Consider the following 19,548-nt stretch of genomic DNA (forward strand, 5'->3'; position numbering starts at 1 on the left):
CGCTCCACGCCACCCTTGACGCATCCCGGTCGCGCGAGGGCATTGCTGCTCATACGCTCCGAAATGTGACGTCATCCTTGATCCGTGGTCGGCCGCGACCAGGGCCACCACGGGCATCACGAAGTCCACGGCGGAACTCCCCCCGTCGCCCTCGTCCTCCCCCTGCCCCACCGCACCGGCGACGGGCCGGTCCGCCCCGCCCGCGACCGCGTGCCCGCCGTCGACCGTCATGCCGGGCAGCACCAGCCATACCACCCCGACCAGCCCGCCCACCAGGGCGTGCACCACCCGCACGGATATGTGCGAGCGGCCACGCCGCGGCCGACCACGGATCAAGGATGACGTCACATTTCGGAGCGTATGAGCAGCAATGCCCTCGCGCGACCGGGATGCGTCAAGGGTGGCGTGGAGCGACAGGGGGCAACGGATGAGGAGACCCGGAGACGGAACGCCGGGAAGGACCAGGTCCTCACTCCGCCGCGGAGCGCCTCCTGATCTTCGAGCCCAGCCACACCAGTGGGTCGTACTTGCGGTCCACGGCCCGTTCCTTCAGGGGGATCAGAGCGTTGTCCGTGATCTTGATGCCCTCGGGGCAGACCTCCGTGCAGCACTTGGTGATGTTGCAGTAGCCGAGGCCGTGCTCGTCCTGGGCGGCCTTCTTGCGGTCCAGACCGGAATCGGCGGCGGCGTCCAGTGGGTGCATGTCCAGTTCGGCGACCCGCATCAGGAAGCGCGGGCCCGCGAACGCCGGTTTGTTCTCCTCGTGGTCGCGCACGACATGGCAGGTGTCCTGGCACAGGAAGCACTCGATGCACTTGCGGAACTCCTGCGAGCGGTCCACGTCCTCCTGCATCATGCGGTACTCGCCGGGGGCCACCCCCTCCGGCGGTACGAAAGCCGGAACCTGACGCGCCTTGTCGTAGTTGAAGCCGACGTTCGTGACCAGGTCCCGTACGACGGGGAACGCCCGGAGCGGGGTGACCGTGATCGTCTCCTCGCGCGTGAACACCGACATCCGTGTCATGCACAGCAGGCGCGGGCGCCCGTTGATCTCGGCGGAACACGAACCGCACTTGCCCGCCTTGCAGTTCCAGCGGACGGCCAGATCGGGCGCCTGGGTGGCCTGGAGGCGGTGGATGATGTCGAGGACCACCTCACCGTCGTTCACCTCGACCTTGAAGTCCTCCAGGCCGCCGCCCTGGACGTCCCCCCGCCACACCTTGAAGCGGGCCTCGTAGCTGCTCACTGGTAGAGCTCCTCCTCGGCGAGGTACTTGACCAGCTCCTCCTTGTCGAAGAGAGCCAGCAGGTCCCGGCGGATGGGTTCGGTGGTCTCCCGGCGGAGATTGATCTGGCCGCCTTCCGGGTCGGTGGCCGCGAGGTCGCCCGTCGGGTCGGCCAGGTCGCACAGCAGGTTGATGTTGCGCCACTTGCGGTCCATCGTCGGATGGTCCTCGCGGGTGTGGCCGCCGCGCGACTCCGTGCGCTCCAGCGCGGCCCGCGCCACGCACTCGCTGACCAGCAGCATGTTGCGCAGGTCGAGCGCGAGGTGCCAGCCGGGGTTGAACTGGCGGTGGCCCTCGACACCGGCTCGACGGGCCCGTAGGCGCAAGTCGGAGAGCTTCTCCAGCGCCCGCTCCATCTCGGCCTCGCGGCGGATGATGCCGACGAGGTCGTTCATGGCCTGCTGGAGTTCCTGGTGCAGGGTGTAGGGGTTCTCCGGCGGGCGTCCGTCGTCCTCGGCCCCCGACGGTCCCTCCGCCGAGAAGGGCCGCAGTGCCTCCGCGGCCGCCGTGTCGATCTCCAGATCGCTGACCTCGGGGCGTTCGAAGGCCCGCGCGGCCGCGTGCTCGGCGGCGTGCCAGCCGGCCCGGCGGCCGAAGACCAGCAGGTCGGACAGGGAGTTCCCGCCGAGGCGGTTCGAGCCGTGCATGCCGCCGGCCACCTCACCGGCCGCGAACAGGCCCGGCACGCCACGCGCCGCCGCCGTGTCCGACTCGACCGCGATGCCGCCCATCACGTAGTGACAGGTCGGCCCGACCTCCATCGCCTCCGCCGTGATGTCCACGTCCGCCAGCTCCTTGAACTGGTGGTACATGGAGGGCAGACGGCGCCGGATGACCTCCGCCGGCATACGGGTGGACACGTCCAGGAAGACCCCGCCGTGCGGGGAACCCCGCCCCGCCTTCACCTCGGCGTTGATGGCGCGCGCCACCTCGTCGCGGGGGAGCAGCTCGGGAGGGCGCCGGTTGTTGTCCGGGTCCTCGTACCAGCGGTCGCCCTCGGCCTCCGACTCGGCGTACTTCTCCTTGAAGACGTCGGGGATGTAGTCGAACATGAACCGCTTGCCCTCGGAGTTGCGCAGCACCCCTCCGTCGCCGCGCACCGACTCCGTGACCAGGATGCCCTTCACGGACGGCGGCCAGACCATGCCCGTCGGGTGGAACTGCACGAACTCCATGTTGAGCAGCGGCGCCCCGGCGAGCAGCGCCAGCGCATGGCCGTCACCCGTGTACTCCCACGAGTTCGACGTCACCTTGAAGGACTTGCCGATCCCGCCCGTCGCGATCACGACGGAGGGGGCTTCCAGGACGAAGAAGCGGCCCGATTCGCGCTCGTACGCGAATACTCCCGACACCCGGCTGCCGTCCTTCAGGATCCGCGTGACCGTGCACTCCTGGTACACCTTCAGCCGGGACTCGTAGTCCCCGGTCTCCTTCATGTCCTGCTGTTGCAGCGCCACGATCTTCTGCTGCAGCGTGCGGATCAGCTCCAGGCCGGTGCGGTCACCGACGTGCGCGAGGCGCGGGTACTCGTGGCCTCCGAAGTTGCGCTGCGAGATACGGCCGTCCTTCGTACGGTCGAAGAGAGCGCCCCACGTCTCCAGCTCCCAGACCCGCTCCGGCGCCTCCTGCGCGTGCAGCTCGGCCATCCGCCACTGGTTGAGGAACTTGCCGCCGCGCATGGTGTCGCGGAAGTGGACTTGCCAGTTGTCGTGCTCGTTGGCGTTGGCCATGGCCGCCGCGATGCCGCCCTCGGCCATCACGGTGTGCGCCTTGCCGAACAGCGACTTGCAGATCACGGCGGTACGGGCGCCCCGCTCACGTGCCTCGATCGCCGCACGCAGGCCCGCGCCCCCGGCGCCGACCACGACGACGTCCCACTCCTGCCGTTCGACCACGGACATTGGTTTCAGTCCCCACTCAATCTAGAAGAAGCGCGGATCGTCGAAGACCCCGGACGCGACGAGATAGACGTAGAAGTCGGCGAGCGCCACGCTCACCAGCGACGCCCACGCCAGCTGCATGTGCCGGGCGTTGAGCTTCCCGATCCACTGCCACATGCGGTAGCGCACGGGGTGTTTGGAGAAGTGCTTGAGCTTGCCGCCCACGATGTGCCGGCAGGAGTGACAGGACAGGGTGTACGCCCAGATCAACGCGATGTTGAGGAGGAAGACGAGGGTGCCGAGGCCCATGTGGCCCCACTCGTAGTTCTCGTCGCGGAAGGCGAGCACCGTGTCGTACGACAGGATCCCGGCGACCAGGAGCGCGGCGTAGAAGAAGTACCGGTGGATGTTCTGCAGGATCAGCGGGAAGCGGGTCTCACCGGAGTACTTCTTGTGCGGCTCCGCCACCGCGCAGGCCGGGGGCGACATCCAGAAGCCGCGGTAGTAGGCCTTGCGGTAGTAGTAGCAGGTCAGGCGGAAGCCGAGCGGGAAGATCAGGATGATGATCGCGGGGGAGATGCCCCACCAGCTCCCGAAGAGGTCCCAGTTCGGCCCGGCGTGCATGGGCTCGCAGTTCTCCGCCAGACAGGGCGAGTAGAACGGGGAGACGTACGGCGCCGCGTAGTAGTCCGCGTTCGCGAAGGCCCGCCAGGTCGAGTACACGATGAACGCCAGCAGACCGGCCGCGGTGACGGCCGGAGCCAGCCACCAGCGGTCGGTCCGCAGGTGCGGGGCGGTGATCGCGGCGCGCGTACCGGTTCGTACGCCGCCGCTGTTCAGATGGGGTTCCGTACCAGTGGCCAATGCATGACTCCGGTCGGGTCAGGGGGAGGGATCAGGGGGCGCGGCGGTCCCGGGCGCCGAGACCCTCGTCATCCGTGTCGATCCACAGAGAGTCGTCGTACGGCGTGTCGGGGATGGTGACGAGCTCCGGCCTGCGCTGCCCGGCGGGCGTCGCGGCGGACTCCCGCAGCAGCGCCACGCTCTCGCGCAGGTGGTCGGCGTCGGTGCGCACACGGCGCATCTCCAGCCCGCCGGTGCCCAGCTGCTGCTCGAGGCGGCCCACGGACCGGGCCAGGTCGTCGAGGCAGCGCTGGACAGCTGTCAGGTCGTCTTGAACGGACATGACGTGACCTCACTTCCGTGGGCCCTTCGGCCCTTGGTGGCAACGTTCATGCGCCTGCGAGTGTTGCGCGTCACACGTGTCGCTGTGAAGGCATGTGCAGCGATTGGCGGATTGCACGCCTCCGACGCGCGCTCGCACGCGCTCTGTGTACGCCGGGGGAGCTGACGGAGTGCGAGGGGGTGCGTTACTCCGGACGGGTGGGCTTGCCCGCCCCCGCCGCCGTGTCGTCTCCGCCCGGCGAACCCTTTCCTCTTCAGTGGGGGGCCATAGATCTGATCAACTCCAAAATACCGCCAAAAGTGATCAGAACGCACTAATCGTCACCGGCGGGAGCTGCTCCTCGGAGGTACCAGAGATGTCCCACCACGGCGTCGCCACACGCTCGGTCATGCGCTCGGTCGCCTTCCTTTGCGCGGGCGCGCTCGCGATGTCCGTGCTCGCCGGGTGCAGCGACCCCGACCCGGCCGGGAAGCCGCTGGCCGGACAGGACATCGCCCCCGCCGCCCGGGCGCAGATCGCCGACGGCGGCACGCTGCGCTGGGCCGTGGACGCCGTACCGGAGACGCTGAACACCTTCCAGTCGGACGCCGACGCCACCACCACCCGGATCGCCCAGGCCACGCTGCCCTCGATGTTCCGGTCCGACCGCAACGGACGCCCCGAGCGCAACCCCTCCTACCTGGAGTCGGCCAAGACCGTCGAGACCGAGCCCAAGCAGGTCGTGCTGTACAAGCTCAACCAGCAGGCCGTCTGGAGCGACGGCCGCGAGATCGGTGCCGCCGACTTCGCCGCCCAGTGGCGGGCCCTGTCCGGCAAGGACAGCGCCTACTGGACCGCCCGCAACGCCGGCTACGACCGCATCGAGAAGATCGAGCGCGGCGACAACGACCTGGAGGTGCGGGTCACCTTCGGGCGGCCGTACGCCGACTGGCGCTCCCTCTTCTCGCCGCTGTACCCGAAGGAGGTCATGGGCACGCCGGACGCGTTCAACGACGGGGCGCGCGGCAAGCTCAAGGTCAGCGCCGGGCCCTTCGTCGTGCGGAAGATCGACCGCAAGGACGACGAGGTCCGGCTCACCCGCAATCCGCGCTGGTGGGGCGAGCCGGCCAAGCTGAACGAGATCGTGCTGCGGGCCGTGCCGCGCGACGAGCGGGCCGCCGAGCTGGCCGCCGGGGAGCTGGACCTGGCCGAGGTCGACCCCACAGCGGCCCGGCGCATCGCGCTCGCCGCCCCCCGCCCGAAGGCAGCGACGGCCAGCGCCAGCGGTACGCCCCTGATGGGCCCGCCCCCGCGCGCCCTGACCGCCAAGCAGCGGCGCGACCAGGCGAGGTTCCGCGGCTTCGAGGTGCGCAAGTCGCTGGAGCCGGCGTACACCCAGCTCGCCCTGAACGGCGGGGACGGCCCGCTCGCCGATGAGCGGGTGCGGCGTGGAGTGGCCCGTGCGCTCGACCGCGAGAAGCTGGCGAAGCTGGTCCTCTCCCCGCTCGGGCTGCCCGCCGAGCCGGTCGGCAGCCACCTCGCACTGTCCGGCCAGGCCGCCTACGCCGACAGCAGCGGGGCGATCGGCGGCCAGGACACGGCGGAGGCGCAGGCGCTGCTCACGGACGCGGGCTGGGTGCCGGGCGGGCGCTCGGCGGCCCGCTCGTCGCGCGGCACGGCCCGCAGCACGATCTCGTTCAGCTTGGCCGGCTCGCCCCACCAGCGCGGATTGCGGGTGAGCCGGACCTCGTCGTCCTTGCGGTCGATCTTCCGCACGACGAAGGGCCCGGCCAAGGAATCCGGCAAGGAATCCGAGGAGAAGTCCGACAAGAAGTCCGACAAGAAGGACGCGGGCAAGGACTCCGAGGGCGGCGATGACGGGACGTACGTCGTCGGCGAGGACAACAAGGGCGAGGACGAGAGCCGCGCGGAAGAGCAGGGCAAGCACCTCGCCCAGGACGGCAAGCAGTACGGCAGCAAGCAGCTCCAGCAGGGCGGGGCGCCCGGCGCGTACGCCCCGCGGGGCACCGCCGCACCGGCGGGCGCGGCGGTCCGGCCGCTGGCGAAGGACGGCAAGGCGCTGACACTGAGGTTCGTGGTGCCGACGGGCGAGGGCTCGCATGCGCTGCGCACGGTCGCGGACCGGATCGCGATCATGCTGGAGCGGGTCGGGATCCGTACCGTGATCAGCAAGGTCGCCGACGAGAGCTACTTCAAGGACCACATCGCCTCCGGCCAGTACGACCTCGCCCTCTACTCCTGGCCGACGTCCGCCTACCCCGCGACCGACGCCCGCCCGATCTACGCCAAGCCGGTCCCGGCCGCCGACGGCTCCCTGAACGTCGAGCAGAACTACACCCGCGTCGGCACCGACCAGGTCGACCAGCTCTTCGACCAGGCCGTCGCCACGCTGGACGAGTCCGAGTCCCGCTCCCTGATCCGCAAGGCCGACTCCCGCATCTGGGCGGCGGCCGGCTCGATCCCCCTCTACCAGCGCCCCCAGCTCACAGCGGCGAGGACGAACGTCGCGAACGCGGGCGCCTTCGGCTTCGGGACGCCGGTGTTCGAGGACATGGGCTTCCTGAAGAAGGGGGCGAATCCGGGGCCCGAGGCTTCGTAGCCGGGCGCGGGTGCGCGGGGGCCGATCGGGCCCAGCGAGCCCTTGCCCCGGAGGGCACGTACCATGGGGTGAGGCCGTGGCATGTACAGCCCGGCAGGGTCCGCGTAACACAGACGTACGCGCCGGCCCCTTCCTCACACTCCGGGAGTACGCCGCACTATGGCCACGCGCCACGACATCCGCAATGTCGCCATCGTCGCCCACGTCGACCACGGCAAGACCACCATCGTCGACGGCATGCTGAAGCAGGCCGGCGCCTTCGCCGCGCACCAGCTCGAAGGTGTCGACGACCGCATGATGGACTCGAACGACCTGGAGCGTGAGAAGGGCATCACGATCCTGGCCAAGAACACGGCGGTGAAGTACCACCCGAAGGACGGGGGGGACGTCATCACCATCAACATCATCGACACCCCCGGCCACGCCGACTTCGGTGGCGAGGTGGAGCGCGGTCTGTCGATGGTCGACGGTGTCGTCCTGCTCGTCGACGCCTCCGAGGGTCCGCTGCCGCAGACCCGCTTCGTGCTGCGCAAGGCGCTCCAGCAGCGCCTGCCCGTCATCCTCTGTATCAACAAGACGGACCGTCCGGACTCCCGGATCGACGAGGTCGTCAACGAGACCTACGACCTCTTCCTCGACCTGGACGCCGACGAGGAGCAGATCGAGTTCCCGATCGTCTACGCCTGCGGCCGTGACGGCATCGCGTCGCTGACCAAGCCGGAGAACGGCACGGTCCCGGCCGACTCCACCAGCCTGGAGCCGTTCTTCTCCACGATCCTGCAGCACATCCCGGCCCCGACCTACGAGGAGGAGGCCCCGCTCCAGGCGCACGTCACCAACCTGGACGCGGACAACTTCCTCGGCCGTATCGCGCTGCTCCGCGTCGAGCAGGGCGAGCTGCGCAAGGGCCAGACCGTCACGTGGATCAAGCGCGACGGCAGCATGTCCAACGTCCGCATCACCGAGCTGCTGATGACCGAGGCGCTCACCCGCAAGCCCGCCGAGGTGGCGGGCCCCGGTGACATCTGCGCCGTCGCCGGTATCGCGGACATCATGATCGGCGAGACCCTCGCCGACCCCGAGAACCCGATCCCGCTCCCGCTGATCACGGTCGACGAGCCCGCGATCTCCATGACCATCGGCACGAACACCTCGCCGCTGGTCGGCCGTGGCGGCACCGGCAAGGGCGCCGAGAACAAGGCGGCCGTCAAGGACCGCAAGGTCACCGCCCGCCAGGTCAAGGACCGTCTGGACCGCGAGCTGATCGGTAACGTCTCGCTGCGCGTCATCGACACCGAGCGCCCGGACGCCTGGGAGGTGCAGGGCCGCGGTGAGCTCGCGCTCGCCATCCTGGTCGAGCAGATGCGCCGCGAGGGCTTCGAGCTGACCATCGGCAAGCCCCAGGTCGTCACCAAGGACGTCGACGGCAAGACCTACGAGCCGGTCGAGCGCATGACGATCGACGTCCCCGAGGAGCACATGGGCGCGGTCACGCAGCTCATGGGCGTCCGCAAGGGCCGTATGGACAACATGTCCAACCACGGTTCCGGCTGGGTGCGTATGGAGTTCGTGGTGCCCTCCCGCGGTCTCATCGGGTTCCGGACCGAGTTCCTGACCCAGACCCGCGGCACCGGCATCGGCCACTCCATCCACGAGGGCTTCGAGCCCTGGTTCGGCACCCTGCAGACCCGTAACAACGGCTCGCTGGTCGCCGACCGCGCCGGTGCCGTCACCGCGTTCGCGATGACGAACCTCCAGGAGCGCGGCGTGCTGTTCACCGACCCCGGCACCGAGGTGTACGAGGGCATGATCGTCGGCGAGAACTCGCGCTCCGACGACATGGACGTGAACATCACCAAGGAGAAGAAGCTCACGAACATGCGGTCCTCCTCGGCCGACTCGTTCGAGGCGATCGTCCCGCCGCGCAAGCTCTCCCTGGAGCAGTCCCTGGAGTTCTGCCGCGACGACGAGTGCGTCGAGGTGACCCCGGAGGCGGTCCGTATCCGCAAGGTGAACCTGGACGCCCGCGAGCGTGCCCGCGCCGCGAGCCGCGCCAAGCACGGCTGATTCTCGGACACTTGAGCCCGGGCTCCCCCGCCATGGGGGAGCCCGGGCTTTTTGCAAGCCGTTTTTTACTGGCCGAGACCCGCCCCCATGTCCGAAATGCGGAGATCCTCGCACGATACCCATGTAACACGTCCGTTTCGCGGCCTTCTCGCCGCAAACAGTTTGTCCGGATTTTGGAAGATCTAGGCGTGAGCTGTGACTGAATTGAGATTTAAAGACAGTGGTCGGTAGTTGGCTCATGCCAGATAGTTAGCCGCAGCGCTCGGGTCAATGGGTCTCGCACTGTGGGGACAGTGTCGACTCACGAGCACAGGCGGTTGCCTGATCCTCCGTCAGGGGTGTCGGAGGGTGGGGCACACACCTCCTACGCGCGTCCGGCTGCGGACTTCCGTACGCCTCGCTTTGGCATACCCATACCAGCGAAACGGGCGAAACGTGACAAGTCGTATCGGTATTGAGGGTGGCGGGACCTCGGTCATCGCGGACGGTGAACCACCGCCGGCGGTGAAGGCCGAGGATGCAGAGCTCGTCGGCCGGTCTCCCGGCCAGCTGATGTGGATCCGTTTCAAGCGCGACCGCACCGGCGTGATCTCGGCCTATGTCGTCCTCTTCTTCTTCCTGATCGGCCTGCTCGCCCCGGTCATCGCCTGGCTGTACGGCAAGAACCCGTACACGGTGTACGCCGACGAACGCCCCGAGCTGTTCGACAGCGCGGGCGTGCCGGTGCAGCCCAACGGCGGCATCAGCGGCGAGTTCTGGTTCGGCCTCGAACCGGGCAACGGATACGACGTCTTCACCAAGTTGCTCTACGGCATCCGGACTTCGCTCGGAATCTCGGTCGCGGTGACGCTCGCGACCGTCCTGACCGGAATCGTCCTCGGCGTCACGGCCGGCTACCTCGGCGGGCGGACGGACTACTGGCTCAGCCGGATCATCGACTTCCTGCTCGCCTTCCCGGCCCAGCTGTTCTTCATCGCGAGCATGCCGGTCGTGGTCTCCCTGTTCGTCAGCCCGCGCGACGAGACCCCCGTCTACGTCCGGGTGGTCGCCCTCATCCTCGTGCAGTGGTTCCTGGGCTGGATGAGCCTCGGACGGATCCTCAGAGGCACCACACTCGCCCTGAGAGAACGGGAGTTCATCGAAGCGGCCAAGGTCAGCGGGGCCCCGCCGTGGCGGATCATCCGCAAGGAGATCCTGCCGAACGTGGTCACGCCGATCCTCGTGCAGGGCACCTACATGCTCCCCAACTTCGTGACCGCCGAGGCCGGTCTGTCCTTCCTCGGCGTGGGCATCGTCGAACCGACGCCGGACTGGGGGCAGATGTTCTCCAAGGCGTCCACCGAACTCGTGATGCAGAACGACATCACGTACATGTTCTTCCCCGGCATCTCGATGATCATCTTCATCGTGGCGTTCAACCTGCTGGGGGACTCCGTCAGGGACGCCTTCGACCCCAAGACGGCGCGCTGACAAGCAGGTCGGCACTTGGCACTTCCTTAGCACTGGTGACACACAGATGGGTGGAAACTGAGTGATGAGTAGGGGCGGACGCCACACATACGCGGCAATCTCGGCGCTCGCGGCCGGCGCACTGGTGCTGACCGGGTGCAGCGAGGGCGGCAGCAAGAGCGGCGGCAACGACAAGGAACAGCAGGAGAACGCCGAACGGCAGCAGGCGGCCATCAAGTTCGGGGACGAGGCGGCCTCCAAGGGACCCGCCGCCGAGGTCCCCGGGGCCAAGTCCGGCGGCACCATCTCGGTGCTGGCCCGCGACAGTTACGCCCACCTCGACCCCGGACAGATCTACGTCCAGGACGAGATGGCCGTGTCCCAGCTGTTGCACAGAGGACTCACCGGCTACAAGGCCACCAGCAACGACGGCAGCAAGCACGAGGTCGTCGGCGACCTCGCCACCGACTCCGGCACCACCACGGACGGCGGCAAGACCTGGAAGTACACGCTCAAGGACGGCATCAAGTTCGAGAACGGCTCGGCCATCACCTCGGCCGACGTCCGCCACACCTTCGAGCGGCAGTTCGCGGCCTTCGTCAACCAGGGCCCGCCGTACATCCAGCAGTGGCTCGCCGACACCCCGGGCGCCGACTACCGCAAGCTGCTGCCGGACGGCCCGTTCAAGGGCAAGCACCTGCCGGACAGCATCATCGAGACCCCGGACGACAAGACGGTCGTCTTCAAGTTCAAGCAGCCGCACGCCGACCTGCCGTACGCCCTCGCCATGACGGGCTACGCCGTCGTCTCCGCGAAGGGCGACACCAAGGAGAAGTACGACAAGAAGCCGGTGGTGACCGGCCCGTACAAGGTCCAGGAGTTCAAGTCCGGCAAGTCGATGGTGCTCGTGAAGAACGAGAACTGGGATCCGGCCACCGACCCGCTGCGGCACCAGTACGTCGACAAGTTCAACATCACCTTCAACCAGCAGTACGAGGACTCCACCAAGGCCCTCCTCGCCGACAGCGGCACCGACCAGAGCGGCGTCAGCTTCAGCAACCAGGTCGACGCGGGCAACCTGTCGAAGGTCCTGAACGACCCGAAGATGAAGTCCCGCACGGTCTCCGGCTTCCAGCCCTACGTCGGCCAGATGAACATCAACCTGGCCCAACCGGAGATGAAGGACATCAAGGTCCGCCAGGCCATCGCCTACGCCCTCCCGGTCACGCCGTTCGTGCGTGCCTACGGCGGCACCGACGCGATGGAGGTCGCGGGCGGCATCATCAGCCCGACCGTCACCGGCTACGACCCCGCCTTCGACCCGTGGGGCAAGAAGAAGAAGCCCGCCGGTGACCCGGCCAAGGCCAAGGCGCTCCTCGACGAGGCCGGCAAGACCGGTCTGAAGCTGACCTTCGGCTACATCAACACCCCCGAGGGCCAGCAGTACTCCACCGCCATGGCGGCGGGCCTGGAGAAGGCCGGCTTCGACGTCCAGCGCCAGGAGATCCCGGCCGAGACCTACTACGACCAGGTCAGCAAGCTGGACAACAGCTACGACATCTTCCACACCGCGTGGGGCGCCGACTGGCCGTCCGCCTCGACCGTGATCCCGCCGCTGTACGACGGCCGCGCGATCGCCGAGGGCGCGCAGAACTACTCGCAGGTCAACGACTCCAAGGCCAACAGCGAGATCGACCGGATCAACAAGATCACCGACCCGGCCAAGGCCTCGGCGGAGTGGGGCAAGCTCAACGAGTACCTGGTGAAGGACGTCGTCAACGTCGTCCCGACCGCGTACTACAAGCAGACCCAGATCGCCGGGACCAAGGTCGGCGGACTCGTCTACGACGACATCATCGCCGGCGTCGACCCGCGCCGCCTGTACGTCAAGTAACCCCGCCCGCCCGGCATCCGGTGCGCCCGCCCTCGCTTTCCGGGAGGGCGCACCGGGTGCCGCCGGACAGGCCCCCAGAGCCCGCCGACGTCTGAGAGCTGCCTGCCATGCTGCGCTTCCTGGTCCGCCGGTCCCTCGGCGCCGTGATCATCCTCTTCCTGCTGAGCATCGTCGCGTTCCTGCTGTTCTTCGGGATGCCGCGCGACCCGGCGCTGCTGATGTGCGGCAAGACGTGCACCCCGGCCAACCTGGAGAACCTGCACCGGGTGCTCGGCCTCGACAAGCCGATCCCCGAGCAGTACTGGATCTTCCTGACCAACCTGGTCTCGGGCAGCGACGACTTCGCCCAGGGTCCGTGCCCGGCACCCTGCTTCGGGTACTCGTACCACTCCAACGAGCAGGTCTGGGGCACCCTGATGGACCGGCTGCCCACCACCATCTCGCTCACCCTCGGCGGGGCCGTCTGCTTCCTGATCGTCGGCCTCGGCACCGGTCTGGTCGCCGCCTGGAAGCGCGGCACGCTCGTCGACAAGTCCTTCACGGCCGGCGCGATGGTGATCAGCTCGATGCAGATCTACTTCCTCGGCCCGCTCGCGCTGGCGATCCTCGTCTACCAGACCCAGCTCTTCGACAAACCGGCCTACAACCCGCTCACCGAGAACCCGGCGGCCTGGTTCACGGGCCTGATCATCCCCTGGGTCGTCCTGTCCACGATCTTCGCCTCGCAGTACACCCGTATGTCCCGCTCGTCGATGATCGAGCAGCTCCAGGAGGAACACGTGCGCACCGCCCGCGCCAAGGGCATGTCGCGGCGGTACGTCTTCTTCCGCTACGCCTGGCGCGGCTCGCTGATCCCCATCGTCACCATCTTCGGCATCGACCTSGGCWCGCTGKTCGGCGGRGCCATCATCACGGAGTACACCTTCGGCCTTCCGGGGCTCGGCCGGCTGGCGGTGGAGTCGGTTTTCTTCAGCGATCTGCCGCTCCTCTTGGGCGTGATGCTGTTCTCCGCCACCATGATTCTGCTCTGCAACATCGTCGTCGACGCCGCGTACGCCTTCATCGACCCGCGTGTGCGGCTGGCCTAGGCCGCTGAGGAACTGTCTGAGGAGCACTGACGTGACCACTCTGACCAAGGAGGCCGGCGCCCCGGTCCCGGCCGGCGAGGGCGCGTTCCTCTCGGTGCGGGACCTGCACGTCAGCTTCCGGACCGAGGACGGCGTCGTACGGGCCGTCGACGGGCTSTCCTTCGACCTGGAGCGCGGCAGGACGCTGGGCATCGTGGGCGAGTCGGGCTCGGGGAAGTCGGTGACGAACCTGACGATCCTCGGCCTGCACAACCCGATGTTCACCACCGTCGAGGGCGAGATCCTGCTGGACGGCAAGGAGTTGACGACCGCCCGGGAGTCCGAACTGGAGAAGCTGCGCGGCAACAAGGTCGCCATGATCTTCCAGGACCCGCTCACCGCGCTGTCGCCGTACTACACGGTGGGCCGGCAGATCGCCGAGCCGTACATGAAGCACATGCGCACCTCGAAGAAGGCCGCCTGGGACCGGGCGGTGGACATGCTGGGGAAGGTCGGCATCCCCAACCCGCGACAGCGGGCGAAGGACTACCCGCACCAGTTCTCCGGCGGAATGCGCCAGCGCGCGATGATCGCGATGGCGCTGATCTGCGACCCCGACCTGCTGATCGCCGACGAGCCGACCACCGCGCTGGACGTSACGGTCCAGGCSCAGATCKTGGACCTGCTGAAGGACCTCCAGCAGGAGTTCGGCTCGGCGATCGTCTTCATCACCCATGACCTCGGGGTCATCGCCGACATGGCCGACGACATCATGGTGATGTACGCGGGCCGTGCGGTGGAGCGCGGCACGGTCGACGAGGTGCTGCGGGCGCCGCTGCACCCGTACACCTGGGGTCTGCTCAACTCCATGCCCCGGCTGGACTCCGACCCGCACACCCCGCTCGCGCCCATCCCCGGCACCCCGCCGTCGCTGCTGCGGCCGCCCTCCGGCTGCCGTTTCCACCCMCGSTGCACCTTCCAGGACCGTGTCGGCGGCACCCGCTGTGTCACCGAGGTCCCGTTGCTCGGCACGGACCGCTCCTCGGCCTGCCATCTCACGGCGGAACAGAAGCGGACCATCTTCGTCGAAGAGATCAAGCCCAGACTGGGCTAGCGCGACCGCGCTGAGCCCGACCGGGCAGCAGCCCCCCTGATCAGCCTGTCTGAGGAGGACCACGGCTATGACAGAGGACCTCGTCCTCCCCGCTCCCCGCGAGGCCGCCACCGACGCGCCCGGCGAACCGCTGCTGGTGGTGTCCGAGATCCAGATGATCTTCCAGGACCCGTACTCCTCGCTGAACCCGCGCCAGACGGTCGGCAAGATCATCTCGGGCCCGATGGAGATCAACGGGGTCGAACCGACGGGCGGCCGTGAGAAACGGGTCAGGGAACTGCTGGAGATCGTCGGCCTGAACCCCGAGCACTACAACCGCTTCCCGCACGAGTTCTCGGGGGGACAGCGCCAGCGCATCGGCGTGGCAAGGGCGCTCGCCCTGGAGCCGAAGCTGATCGTGGCGGACGAGCCGGTGTCCGCGCTGGACGTCTCGATCCAGGCGCAGGTGGTGAACCTGCTCCAGAAGGTCCAGCAGGAACTCGGCATCGCGTTCCTGTTCATCGCCCACGACCTGGCCGTCGTACGGCACTTCTCGCAGCGCGTCGCGGTSATGTACCTCGGCAAGGTGATCGAGGTCGGCGACCGCGACTCCATCTACACCCGCCCCCGGCACCCCTACACCCACGCCCTGCTGTCGGCGGTGCCCGAGGTCAACGTGACCGGCGAGGAGGGAGCACAGCGGGAGCGGATCCGGCTGGCCGGTGACGTGCCGTCGCCGATCTCGCCGCCGTCGGGCTGCCGCTTCCGCACCCGGTGCTGGAAGGCGCAGGACAAGTGCGCGACGCAGGAGCCCCCGCTGYTCCAGATCTCGGGTAACCACGCGGGCCACCTGACGGCTTGCCATTTCCCGGAGGAGCCGACGATCGCGGCCCGGGACGAGGACATCGTCCTGGATCCGGCGCTGGCGGCGCTGGAGGAGGGGACGGACGACGACTAGGGCTTGGCCTCGGCCACGGTGATGATCTCGGAGGCGGCTGGGGTGAGTGCGCCTCGCTCCCAGTCGCCGTACTGCTCGACGACGGTGAACCCCGCCGTGTGCAGGAAGCGGTTCACAGTGTCGGGGCCGAGGAAGCGCAGGGTGGTGCGGCTGACGCGGGGCCGCGGCCAGGTGTCGCTGTCGAACGTCTCCGTGAACGTCACGCGGTCCCCGAGGACGGGCCGCTCCACCTCGTGCCACACCCGTACGGCGGACCCTGCCGGGTCCGTCACCTCCCGCACGCGTTCGGGCGTCCAGCCCTCCCAGGCCCGCGCCTTGGGGTTCCGGGTCTCGAACACGAACCGGCCACCGGGACGCAGGGCGCCGCGCACCGCCTCCAGGGCCGCACGCAACTCCTCGTCGCAGAGCAGCACCTGAAAGGCGTGCCCGGTCATCACGACGAGATCGAACTCGTCCGCCCAGTCCCGCGTCCGCAGATCCCCGAGGACCCACTCGACGTCGTCGGCGCACTGCCGGGCCTGTACGAGCATGGCGGCGGCGGGATCAAGCCCCACGAGCCGCCCGCGATGCCCGTCATCACGGGCCCGCCGCAGCAACTGCCCTGTCCCGCACCCGACATCGAGCACGGCGCCGGCACCCCTCACGAACCCGAGGTAGAAGTCGTCACCCGGCCCCCACGGGTTGAGGATGTCGTACAACGCGGCAAGCGAGAGATCCGCGAACGAACGATCGACCACGCGCGGCAGTCTGCCACACCGAGGTCCAACACGAGGGAGAGGGAGGAGAGTTGCTGCATCACGTGGAGCTGTGGGTGCCGGACGGGGGCGGGCGGGGGAGACGTACGTACAACGTCGTTGAGTAGTCCCCGGCGCTGACGGGCGAGCACCCGTGACGGCATGCTGCCTTGGCCCAACCACCTGGCCTCCATGTACCCGGCGGCCGTACTTAACTTGAGGCGCCGGGGGATGCTGCACCGCACCCGAGCAGGGATGGTAGGTCCTCTTCCCGGACGGGAGCTGGTGGTGGGGGTCGGCTGACGGGTTGTTCCTTATGATCGCGTGATGATTGAGGGCAAGCTTGTTCGGCTTCGCGCGCTGCGCGCCGAGGATCTCGACCATCATGTGCGCTGGCGCAACGACCCGGAGGTGGTGCACTGGGCCACCGGAGGGGATCCGCTGTTCGGGCCGGTGACGCGGGAGGCCGTGGCGGGGTTTCATGAGGCGCGGCTGCGGGACAACCCGCGCAGCGAGACCACGTTCACCGTGGAGGAGCTCGCCGACGGGCGCCCGATCGGTATGGCCGACTACCGCGACCTCGATCCGTTCACCGGACAGGCGACGGTCGGGATCACCATCGGCGAGCGGGACCGCTGGGGCGGCGGCTACGGCTCCGAGGCGCTGGAACTCCTGACGGGCCATCTGTTCGGCGCCTGCCGGCTCCGCAGGGTCGAGCTGGAGACCTGGAGCGGCAACGAACGCGCGATGCGGGCCTTCCGCAGGATCGGGTTCGTCGAGGAAGGACGGCGACGGGCTGCCGTCCGGGTGGGCGAAGCCTGGTACGACAGCGTGCTGTTCGGGATGCTCCACGAGGAGTGGACGGCGCGCCGGGCCACGGACGGGCGTTAGGCCGGCGCCTGGGGCGCTCAGCGCACGACCCGCCCCCGCAGCACGATCCGCCTCGGATGCCGCAGCACCCCCGGCTCGCGGCGCGGATCCGCGTCGTACACCGTGACGTCGGCCAGGCCACCCTCCACCAGTCCCGGCAGGCCCAGGAACTCCCGGGCCGTCCAACTCGCCGCGCCGACCGCCACGTCGGCGGGCAGTCCGGCGGCGATGAGGTGCTCTACCTCGGTGGCCACGTTGCCGAAGGGGGCGGAGTCGGTGCCGGCGAGGACGGTGACGCCGGCGTCGTGGGCCTCGCGGACCCGGCGGATCATGATGCGGTGGCCCTCGTGCCAGAGGCGGCCGCGCGGGTTGTCGATGATCCGGGGTGCGCGGCGGGCGAAGGGGGTGAGGGTGGGGACGTACGTCGTCCCGTGCGCGGCCATCAGCTCCACGCACTCCTGCGGCATCCCCATGCCGTGCTCGATCGAATCGACGCCCGCACGGGCGGCGTTGAGCACCCCCTGCGCCGACTGACAGTGCGCGGCGACCCGGCCCCCCACCGCGTGCACCGCGTCCGCGACCGCGCGCAGGATGTCGTACGGCACCGGGTCCGCCTCGAAGTCCCAGTCGCCCATGAGCTTGCACCAGCCGTCGTGCGCCTTGGCCTCCGCTACGGCCGCGGCCACGAGGTCGTCGGTGACGGTGTGGAAGTCGGCGTTCTTCGACAGCCCCGCCCAGGCCAGCCACCGCCCGGCGGTGATCATGCGCGGTGCGTCGGGAGCCTCCCGCACCTCGTCCGGGATCTCCCCGAGCAGCCCCGGGAACCGCAACGCCGTCGTCCCGGCGTCCCGGTGCGCGGCGATCTGCTCGGCGAACGCGCCGGGGTCCCAGTGTGCTTCGTCCTGGGACCGGGATCCGGGGTGGGTGTGTACGTCGACCAGTCCCGGCAGCAGGAAGCCTCCGTCGGCCACCGTCTCCGCCTCGGCGGAAGGCCGGTCGAAGGTGATGCGGTCGCCGAGGATCCACAGGTCGCGGACGGTGCCGTCGGGGAGGAGGGTGCCGCGCAGGTGAAGGGCCATGGCCGCAACCTAGCCCAGCGGTGAGGGAGCCGGGAGGGAAAGGGGAGAGGGCCCGCGCCGGGGAGGCGCGGGCCCTCTCATCCCCTGGAACCGGACGTTCATGGGCTCGGGTCAATGGGCCGGTGAAAGTCCGTTCCGTGCTCGGCGACCGACGAAAAGGGGTGTGTCAGACCGCCGGCTGGGGGTCCTTGGCGAGACGGGGCGCGGGGGCCGCGTCGTCCGTCTCAGGGTAGTGGCAGGCGGTCAGGTGGCCCGGCTTGTTGCCCTCGACCTGGACCAGCGGGGGCGCCTCGCTCGCGCACTTCTCCGTCGCCTTCCAGCASCGGGTGCGGAAGCGGCAGCCGGAGGGCGGGTTGATGGGGGAGGGGACGTCGCCCTGGAGGCGGATGCGCTCCCGGGGGGTCTCGTCCACGGTCGCCTCGGGTACCGCSGACAGCAGCGCCCGGGTGTACGGGTGGCGCGGGTTCTCGTACAGGTCGTCGCGGTCGGCGATCTCCACGATCTTGCCGAGGTACATSACCGCGACGCGCTGCGAGAAGTGGCGGACCACCGCCAGGTCGTGCGCGATGAAGACGAAGGCGATGCCCAGCTCCTGCTGGACCTTCTGGAGCAGGTTCACCACCTGCGCCTGGATCGAGACGTCGAGGGCCGAGACCGGCTCGTCCGCGACGATCAGCTTCGGCTCCAGGGCGAGCGCCCTTGCCACGCCGATGCGCTGGCGCTGACCGCCCGAGAACTCGTGCGGGAAGCGGTTGTAGTGCTCGGGGTTCAGGCCGACGATCTCCAGCAGCTCACGGACGCGCTTCTCGCGGCCGCCGGCCGGGTTGATGTCGTTGATCTCCATCGGACCGGAGATGATCTTGCCGACCGTCTGGCGCGGGTTCAGCGACGCGTACGGGTCCTGGAAGATCATCTGGATCTCGGASCMGATCGGCGCCAGCTGCTTGCGGCCCGCGTGCGTGATGTCCTMGCCGCGGTASGWGARCRMGCCGCRCGTCGGCTCCASCAGCRMGGTMATCAGCCGGCCCGTSGTCGACTTGCCGCAGCCCGACTCSCCCACCAGACCGAGGGCCTCGCCCTCGGCCACCTGGAAGTCGAGGCCGTCCACGGCCTTSACGGCGCCGACCGTGCGSRMGATCGGGAAGCCGCCCTTGARCGGGAAGTGCTTGACGAGCTTGTCCACCACCAGCAGCGGTTCGCCGGGCGCGTCGGTGGCGGCCTCGCGGGGAGCGGGGAGGACGAGGTCCTCTGTCATAGCCGTGGTCCTCCTCAGACAGGCTGATCAGGGGGGCTGCTGCCCGGTCGGGCTCAGCGCGGTCGCGCTAGCCCAGTCTGGGCTTGATCTCTTCGACGAAGATGGTCCGCTTCTGTTCCGCCGTGAGATGGC

General features: G+C 68.9%; 15 protein-coding genes and 1 pseudogene. 8 read left to right on the top strand and 8 right to left on the bottom strand.

The window, feature by feature from the left end; all coding sequences use genetic code 11:
- The 5 genes and pseudogenes from EAO75_RS46455 to EAO75_RS03510 all read right to left on the bottom strand — a co-directional run.
- A pseudogene (locus tag EAO75_RS46455) lies at positions 1-348 on the bottom strand (hypothetical protein); the annotation flags it as partial.
- Between the two features lie 121 nt (positions 349-469).
- Positions 470-1,246, bottom strand: a complete 777-nt coding sequence (locus tag EAO75_RS03495; RefSeq protein WP_147993515.1) for a succinate dehydrogenase/fumarate reductase iron-sulfur subunit — start codon at positions 1,244-1,246, stop codon at positions 470-472.
- Complete coding sequence (locus tag EAO75_RS03500; protein ID WP_147993516.1) at positions 1,243-3,186, bottom strand: fumarate reductase/succinate dehydrogenase flavoprotein subunit; 1,944 nt, start codon at positions 3,184-3,186, stop codon at positions 1,243-1,245. The genes EAO75_RS03495 and EAO75_RS03500 overlap by 4 nt, the downstream gene beginning before the upstream one ends.
- 21 nt (positions 3,187-3,207) lie before the next feature.
- Positions 3,208-4,029, bottom strand: a complete 822-nt coding sequence (locus tag EAO75_RS03505; RefSeq protein WP_147993517.1) for a hypothetical protein — start codon at positions 4,027-4,029, stop codon at positions 3,208-3,210.
- A gap of 31 nt (positions 4,030-4,060) precedes the next feature.
- On the bottom strand, positions 4,061-4,351 hold the full coding sequence (locus EAO75_RS03510) for a hypothetical protein (RefSeq protein WP_147993518.1): 291 nt from the start codon (positions 4,349-4,351) through the stop codon (positions 4,061-4,063).
- A 355-nt stretch (positions 4,352-4,706) separates the two neighbouring features.
- On the opposite strand from EAO75_RS03510, the gene EAO75_RS45575 reads away from it, so the two are divergent.
- From EAO75_RS45575 to EAO75_RS03550, 7 genes are all read left to right on the top strand, one after another.
- On the top strand, positions 4,707-6,950 hold the full coding sequence (locus EAO75_RS45575; RefSeq protein WP_187284289.1) for an ABC transporter family substrate-binding protein: 2,244 nt from the start codon (positions 4,707-4,709) through the stop codon (positions 6,948-6,950).
- 159 nt (positions 6,951-7,109) lie between these two features.
- A complete protein-coding gene (gene typA / locus EAO75_RS03525) occupies positions 7,110-9,017 on the top strand; it encodes a translational GTPase TypA (protein WP_147993519.1) in 1,908 nt (635 codons plus the stop codon).
- 435 nt (positions 9,018-9,452) lie between these two features.
- A complete protein-coding gene (locus EAO75_RS03530; RefSeq protein WP_147993520.1) occupies positions 9,453-10,487 on the top strand; it encodes an ABC transporter permease in 1,035 nt (344 codons plus the stop codon).
- A gap of 64 nt (positions 10,488-10,551) precedes the next feature.
- Positions 10,552-12,360: an ABC transporter substrate-binding protein gene (locus tag EAO75_RS03535; protein ID WP_147993521.1), complete on the top strand. Its 1,809-nt coding sequence runs from the start codon at positions 10,552-10,554 to the stop codon at positions 12,358-12,360.
- Positions 12,361-12,467: 107 nt separating this feature from the next.
- On the top strand, positions 12,468-13,448 hold the full coding sequence (locus EAO75_RS03540) for an ABC transporter permease (RefSeq protein WP_147993522.1): 981 nt from the start codon (positions 12,468-12,470) through the stop codon (positions 13,446-13,448).
- A 31-nt stretch (positions 13,449-13,479) separates the two neighbouring features.
- Positions 13,480-14,541 (top strand): ABC transporter ATP-binding protein, encoded by a 1,062-nt coding sequence (locus EAO75_RS03545; RefSeq protein WP_147993523.1) that lies wholly within the window; start codon positions 13,480-13,482, stop codon positions 14,539-14,541.
- A 67-nt stretch (positions 14,542-14,608) separates the two neighbouring features.
- Positions 14,609-15,478 carry an oligopeptide/dipeptide ABC transporter ATP-binding protein gene (locus EAO75_RS03550; protein WP_315986986.1) on the top strand — a complete coding sequence of 290 codons (870 nt, stop codon included), beginning with the start codon at positions 14,609-14,611 and terminating at the stop codon, positions 15,476-15,478.
- Here the strand turns inward: EAO75_RS03550 and EAO75_RS03555 are convergent.
- Positions 15,475-16,215 carry a class I SAM-dependent methyltransferase gene (locus EAO75_RS03555; RefSeq protein ID WP_147993524.1) on the bottom strand — a complete coding sequence of 247 codons (741 nt, stop codon included), beginning with the start codon at positions 16,213-16,215 and terminating at the stop codon, positions 15,475-15,477. The genes EAO75_RS03550 and EAO75_RS03555 overlap by 4 nt on opposite strands.
- Before the next feature lie 324 nt (positions 16,216-16,539).
- Here EAO75_RS03555 and EAO75_RS03560 point away from each other — a divergent pair, with 324 nt between their 5' ends.
- Positions 16,540-17,103, top strand: coding sequence for a GNAT family N-acetyltransferase (locus EAO75_RS03560; protein WP_147993525.1), 564 nt, complete (start codon positions 16,540-16,542; stop codon positions 17,101-17,103).
- 17 nt (positions 17,104-17,120) lie between these two features.
- On the opposite strand, the gene EAO75_RS03565 is transcribed toward EAO75_RS03560, so the two are convergent.
- Together EAO75_RS03565 and EAO75_RS03570 are read right to left on the bottom strand one after the other, a co-directional pair.
- On the bottom strand, positions 17,121-18,161 hold the full coding sequence (locus EAO75_RS03565; RefSeq protein WP_147993526.1) for an amidohydrolase family protein: 1,041 nt from the start codon (positions 18,159-18,161) through the stop codon (positions 17,121-17,123).
- Positions 18,162-18,327: 166 nt separating this feature from the next.
- Positions 18,328-19,416 (bottom strand): ABC transporter ATP-binding protein, encoded by a 1,089-nt coding sequence (locus EAO75_RS03570; protein WP_147993527.1) that lies wholly within the window; start codon positions 19,414-19,416, stop codon positions 18,328-18,330.
- Between the last annotated feature and the right edge of the window lie 132 nt (positions 19,417-19,548).

It is taken from the genome of Streptomyces sp. UW30 (assembly GCF_008042075.1).
Lineage (GTDB): Bacteria > Actinomycetota > Actinomycetes > Streptomycetales > Streptomycetaceae > Streptomyces.

Excerpts from the sequence above, each read along its gene's own strand:
- EAO75_RS03500 (WP_147993516.1), bottom strand. The coding sequence starts at position 3,186 with ATGTCCGTGGTCGAACGGCAGGAGTGGGACGTCGTCGTGGTCGGCGCC.
- EAO75_RS45575 (WP_187284289.1), top strand. The coding sequence starts at position 4,707 with ATGTCCCACCACGGCGTCGCCACACGCTCGGTCATGCGCTCGGTCGCC.
- EAO75_RS03535 (WP_147993521.1), top strand. The coding sequence starts at position 10,552 with ATGAGTAGGGGCGGACGCCACACATACGCGGCAATCTCGGCGCTCGCG.
- typA (WP_147993519.1), top strand. The coding sequence starts at position 7,110 with ATGGCCACGCGCCACGACATCCGCAATGTCGCCATCGTCGCCCACGTC.
- EAO75_RS03510 (WP_147993518.1), bottom strand. The coding sequence starts at position 4,351 with ATGTCCGTTCAAGACGACCTGACAGCTGTCCAGCGCTGCCTCGACGAC.
- EAO75_RS03565 (WP_147993526.1), bottom strand. The coding sequence starts at position 18,161 with ATGGCCCTTCACCTGCGCGGCACCCTCCTCCCCGACGGCACCGTCCGC.
- EAO75_RS03560 (WP_147993525.1), top strand. The coding sequence starts at position 16,540 with ATGATTGAGGGCAAGCTTGTTCGGCTTCGCGCGCTGCGCGCCGAGGAT.